Raw genomic sequence first — 5206 nt, forward strand, 5'->3', positions numbered from 1 at the left:
GTCGAGGTGGTCGCGGCCGATGGCCAGCGGGGTGGGAGCACGCCGCTCGCGACCATGTCGTTGAAGCGCTCGCCGGACCGGGCGCGCTCGCCGTAGCCGAGCCAGCAGATGCGGGCGGGCAGGCCCTGGAAGTGGACGCGCTCGCCGGCCATCTTGATCCAGCGGTGCAGGGACTCGTTCTCCGGGAAGAGCTCCAGCATCGCCTTGTCGGTCTTGGCGATGTCCGAGGCCTCGCCGGACAGGGCGGCCCAGCGGAAGGGGCCCTTGCCCTCGCAGAACAGCGGGCGGATGTAGGCGGGGACGAAGCCGGGGAAGGCGAAGGCGCGGTCGTAGCCGGCCAGCTGGGCCTCGCCGCGGATGGAGTTGCCGTAGTCGAAGACCTCGGCGCCGGCGTCCATGAAGCCGACCATGGCCTCGACGTGCTTGGCCATGGACTCGCGGGCGCGGGTGGTGAAGCCGGCCGGGTCCTTGGCGGCGGCGTCGGCCATGTCCTCGAAGTCGACGCCGACCGGCAGGTAGGCGAGCGGGTCGTGGGCGGAGGTCTGGTCCGTCACGATGTCGATCGGGGCGCCCTCGGCCAGCATCTGCGGGAGCAGCTCGGCGGCGTTGCCGAGGAGGCCGATGGAGAGCGGCTTGCGGGCGTCGCGGGCCTCGACGGCGAGCTGGAGGGCGTGGCGCAGGTTGTCGGCCTTGACGTCCAGGTAGCGGTGCTCGATGCGGCGCTCGATGGCGCGCGGGTCGACGTCGATGCAGATGGCGACGCCGTCGTTCATCGTCACGGCCAGCGGCTGGGCGCCGCCCATGCCGCCGAGGCCGGCGGTGAGGGTGATGGTGCCGGCGAGGGTGCCGCCGACCCCTCCCTTACCCATTGAATGCAGCTTCGCGGCGACGGCCGCGAAGGTCTCGTACGTGCCCTGGAGGATGCCCTGGGTGCCGATGTAGATCCAGGAGCCGGCGGTCATCTGGCCGTACATGGTCAGGCCGAGGTGCTCCAGGCGGCGGAACTCCTCCCAGTTGGCCCAGTCGCCGACCAGGTTGGAGTTGGCGAGCAGGACGCGCGGCGCCCACTCGTGGGTCTGCATCACGCCGACCGGGCGGCCGGACTGGACCAGCATGGTCTCGTCCTGCTTGAGGGTGCGCAGGGTGCGGACCATGGCGTCGTACGAGCGCCAGTCGCGGGCGGCCTTGCCGGTGCCGCCGTAGACGACGAGCTTGTCGGGGTGCTCGGCGACCTCGGGGTCGAGGTTGTTCTGCAGCATCCGGAGGGCGGCCTCCTGCTGCCATCCCAGGGTGCTGAGCTCGGTGCCTCGCGCGGCCCGTACGGGGCGGGGTCCTGACATGGCTGGTGCCTCCTCCGGTGTTGGTCAATCCATTCACATCCTCGCGGCATGAATAGTTCCAGTCAACAGCTGCGGGCGGGTCGGCCTGATGATGGGATGGCGCCATGGCCGCAGACACGCACGCGCAGGGCGCCGCGCAGCGCCGCGACCGGGCCGTACGGGCCGCCGTGGAGCAGGGCCTGCTGGACCGCGAGCCGGTGGTCTGCCTGCTCGACGTGGCCGGTATCCGCGCCTCCGCCGCCGCCCTGACGGAGGCCTTCGCGGCCGCGGTGGCGCCCGGCACGCCCGTCCTGCACACCTTCGCGGTGAAGGCCGCCCCGCTGGTGCCCGTACTGCGGCTGCTCGACGCGTGCGGCCTGGGCTGCGAGGCGGCCAGCCCCGGCGAGCTGGCGCTGGCCCGGGCGGCCGGGATCCCGGCGGAGCGGACCGTGCTGGACTCCCCCGCGAAGACGGCGGCCGAGCTGCGCGGGGCGCTGGCCCTGGGGATCGCCGTCAACGCCGACAACCACCAGGAGCTGGAGCGCCTCGACGCCCTGGTGGCGGCGGCCCCCACCCGCTCCCCGGTCGGGCTGCGGATCAACCCGCAGACCGGCGCCGGGTCCATCGACGCCCTGTCCACGGCCACCGCCACCTCGAAGTTCGGCTTCGCGCTGCGCGATCCGGGGGCGCGCGAGCGGCTCGTACGGGCCTTCGCGGAGCGGCCGTGGCTGACCCGGCTGCACACCCACTCGGGCTCGCAGGGCGTACCGCTGGAGCTGATCGCCGAGGGGGTGCGGGAGCTGCACGGGCTGGCCGAGGAGATCAACGCGGCGGTCGGGGAGCGCCGGGTCGACACCCTCGACATCGGCGGCGGGCTGCCGGTGGACTTCGCCTCGGACGAGCACGCCCCGTCGTACGCGGCGTACGTGGCGGCCCTGCGCGCGGCCGTCCCCGCGCTCTTCGACGGCTCGTACGGGCTGGTCACCGAGTTCGGGCGGTCGCTGCTGGCCAAGCACGGGCTGGTGCTGGCGCGGGTCGAGTACACGAAGACCACCGGCGGCCGCCGCATCGCCCTGACCCACGCGGGCGTCCAGCTCGCCACCCGCACCGTGTACGCGCCGGCGGCATGGCCGCTGCGGATCCTGGCGTACGACGCCCAGGGCACGCCCCGGGACGGCTCGCCCGTCCCCCAGGACGTCGCGGGCCCGGCCTGCTTCGCGGGGGACCTGCTGGCCACCGCCCGGGAACTGCCGGAGCTCTTCCCGGGCGACGTGATCGCCGTCCCGGACACGGGCGCGTACGCCTTCACGGCCCACTACGGCTACAACAGCCTCCCCCGCCCGGCGGTCCACGGTTTCACGGACGGCGCCGCCCCGGGTGACGGGGTCCGCTTCACCCTGGCCCGCCCGGCCCAGTCCCTCACGGAGATCGCCACGGAGGCGGGCGGCGAGCACGGGACCGCCCTGCTGTAGCCGCCGGCTGAGACCCGCGGCCTACGGCGGACCCCCAGGCGTCCGGGCACAGCCCCTGAGCCCTCCAGCCCCGCCGGCGCTTGAGGCGCGGCGTCTCCGCGGACCCCCAGGGGCCCGGGGCGCAGCCCCTGGGCCTTGCAGCCCCATCGACGCTTGAGGCGCAGGGTCTCGGCGGAGCCCCAGGAGTCCGGGGCGCAACCCCTGGGCCTTGCAGACCCGCCAGCATCTGAGGCCCGGGGTCTACGGCGGAGCCCCAGGCGTCCGGGGCACAGCCCCTGGGCCTTCCAGCCCTGCCGGCATTTGAGACCCGGGGTCTACGACGGACCCCCGGGCCCGGGGCGCAGCCCCGGGGCCTTCCAGCCCCGCCAGCATCTGAGGCCCGGGGTCTACGGCGGACCCCCAGGGGCCCGGGGCGCAGCCCCTGGGCCTTGCAGCCCCGCCGGCGGTTGAGGCGCGGGGGGCCGGGGCAGCGCCCCGGGGAACGGGGGAAGGGCGGGTGGGGGACCTCGCCCGCGCAGCGGCAGCCGCACCCCCGGCACCCCGCCCCGCTACGGTCCGCCCGGCCGCCCCCGAGCCCGGCAGGGCAACGGCTACTCGACGAACAGCCCCCGCGCAGCGGCCCGCGCGTCGAAGTCCTCCAGCCGTGCCTGCGCGTCGGGAAGGGCGTCCGCCATCGCCTCCAGCAGCACCCGCCCCAGCAGCATCGGCGCGCACGCCGTGTCGAAGGCGAGCCCGGTGCCGACCGGCGCCGGGATCAGCAGGTCCGAGTGCCGGGCCACGGGCGCGAAGGCCGAGTCGGCGACCGTCACCGCCGTCAGCCCCGCCGCCCGGGCGTGTTCCAGGGCCTCCACCACCTCGCGCGGGTGCCGCGGCAGCGCGAAGCACAGCAGCGCCGATGCCCCCGCGGCGGCGGCCGCGTCGATCCGGTCGGCGAGCATGGAGCCGCCCTCGTCGAGGAGCCGCACGTCCGGGTGCACCTTGGCCGCGAAGTACGCGAACCCGCGCGCCTGCGAGGACGCCGCCCGCAGCCCGAGCACCGGCAGCGGGGCCGAGGCCGCGAGCACCCGGCCCGCCTCCTCGACCGGGGACGGGTCCGCGAGCATCGCCGAGAGCCGCTGGAGGTTCTCGATCTCGCCCTGGACGGCCTGCTGGTACTCGTTGTACTCGCCCTCGCGCGCCGGCTCGGGACGCCCGGCCGGCGCGACCTCGCGCAGGTGCCGACGCAGCGCCGGGTAGCCGTCGAAACCGAGGGCCACGGCGAACCGGGTCACCGAGGGCTGGCTCACCCCGGCCAGCTCGGCGAGTTCCACGCTCGACAGGAAGGGCACCTCCGCGGCGCCGCGCACCATGCAGTGCGCGATGCGCCGCTGGGTCGGCGTCAGCCGGTGCCCCTCGAACAGCCGTTGCAGCCGTGCGGCCGGGCTGTCGTTCATCGCCGCCCCCTCCGTCCCGTCCCCGGTGAGATATTCAGTCACCCTGCACTCTGCATGTGTCTATGCAGCTCGGCAAGCCGTGACCGCGATCCGGATACGGGGGCTACCCCCAGTGCGGGCCGCGGCGGCCCTTCTTACGGTGGCCGCATGACAGAGCTCAAGAAGGAACTCGCCGCCACGCTTGAGGCCCGGCGGGAGCTCGGGCCCGAGTACGAGGCCGCGCTCGTGGACTCCTTCGTGGACAAGGTCGACACCCAGGTCCGGCGCCGCCTCGCCGAGGAGCGGCTGCTCCAGGCCCGCGGCGGGCAGGGCCCCGCCGGATCGGTGAGCGCCTTCGGGGAGCGCTTCGGCTTCGCGATCGTCACGCTGGTGCTCGCGGTCCCGCTGTCGGCCATCGGCGTCACCCAGGGCATCGGCGGCCTGGTGGCGACCTGGGCGGGCATCGTGGGCGTGAACCTCGCCCACACCGGCCGCCTGCGCCGCCCCGGCCGCGACCCGCGCGCCTAGAGCCTGTCGTCAAACTCCCGTCTGCCCCGCGACGCCTGGCACGCGCTCTCGCCGCACCGGGCGAAAGCCAAGTACGTCCAGTACGCGGGCTTCCGCCCGGCACGCCGAGAGCACGCACCAGACGCCGCGGGGCCGCCCTCCGGGCGACGACGGGAGTTTGACGACAGACCCGAGGGGCCGAGCTTCGCGCAAACGGTACGGGGGCGACACGTGACGGCAGCACCCGCTTAACACGGCTGCGCCACAGTGGTGTCCGTCGGCAGGGGAGCCCGGGGAACCGGGAAGGCAGCGACCCCGGCCGGCGCCTCGCACGGCGCCCGCGCGCCTCCGGAGCGGCTCCCGGAACGCGCCGGCGCCACGGACGCGGACGGCCCTGACCCGGCCCGTGTCCCGGGCGGGGACCGCCGTCGTCCCGCCCCCCGGCCCGCCGGGGGTGCGGCGGTCCCCGCCTTCTGCGCGACCGCGGGGAGGCGGC

Annotated in this window: 3 protein-coding genes and 1 pseudogene; 2 read left to right on the plus strand and 2 right to left on the minus strand. The window is 75.3% G+C overall.

The window, feature by feature from the left end; translation table 11 throughout:
• Nucleotides 1–1340: pseudogene (locus tag SSNG_RS14070) on the minus strand (urocanate hydratase); the annotation flags it as partial.
• A gap of 104 nt (nucleotides 1341–1444) precedes the next feature.
• Between SSNG_RS14070 and SSNG_RS14075 the strand changes: the two are divergent.
• Nucleotides 1445–2791, plus strand: coding sequence for a diaminopimelate decarboxylase (locus tag SSNG_RS14075; protein WP_007264501.1), 1347 nt, complete (start codon nucleotides 1445–1447; stop codon nucleotides 2789–2791).
• Between the two features lie 590 nt (nucleotides 2792–3381).
• Here the strand turns inward: SSNG_RS14075 and SSNG_RS14080 are convergent.
• Entirely contained in the window at nucleotides 3382–4224 is an 843-nt protein-coding gene (locus SSNG_RS14080) for a MurR/RpiR family transcriptional regulator (protein WP_007264502.1), read from the minus strand.
• 147 nt (nucleotides 4225–4371) lie between these two features.
• On the opposite strand from SSNG_RS14080, the gene SSNG_RS14085 reads away from it, so the two are divergent.
• Nucleotides 4372–4731 carry a hypothetical protein gene (locus SSNG_RS14085; RefSeq protein WP_042800993.1) on the plus strand — a complete coding sequence of 120 codons (360 nt, stop codon included), beginning with the start codon at nucleotides 4372–4374 and terminating at the stop codon, nucleotides 4729–4731.
• Nucleotides 4732–5206 lie beyond the last annotated feature (475 nt).

The sequence above is a fragment of the Streptomyces sp. C genome, assembly GCF_000158895.1.
In the GTDB taxonomy this organism is placed as follows: domain Bacteria; phylum Actinomycetota; class Actinomycetes; order Streptomycetales; family Streptomycetaceae; genus Streptomyces; species Streptomyces racemochromogenes.

Bases quoted from the DNA above. Each gene is read 5' to 3' on its own strand.
- SSNG_RS14075 (WP_007264501.1), top strand. From the start codon at position 1,445: ATGGCCGCAGACACGCACGCGCAGGGCGCCGCGCAGCGCCGCGACCGG.
- SSNG_RS14080 (WP_007264502.1), bottom strand. From the start codon at position 4,224: ATGAACGACAGCCCGGCCGCACGGCTGCAACGGCTGTTCGAGGGGCAC.
- SSNG_RS14085 (WP_042800993.1), top strand. From the start codon at position 4,372: ATGACAGAGCTCAAGAAGGAACTCGCCGCCACGCTTGAGGCCCGGCGG.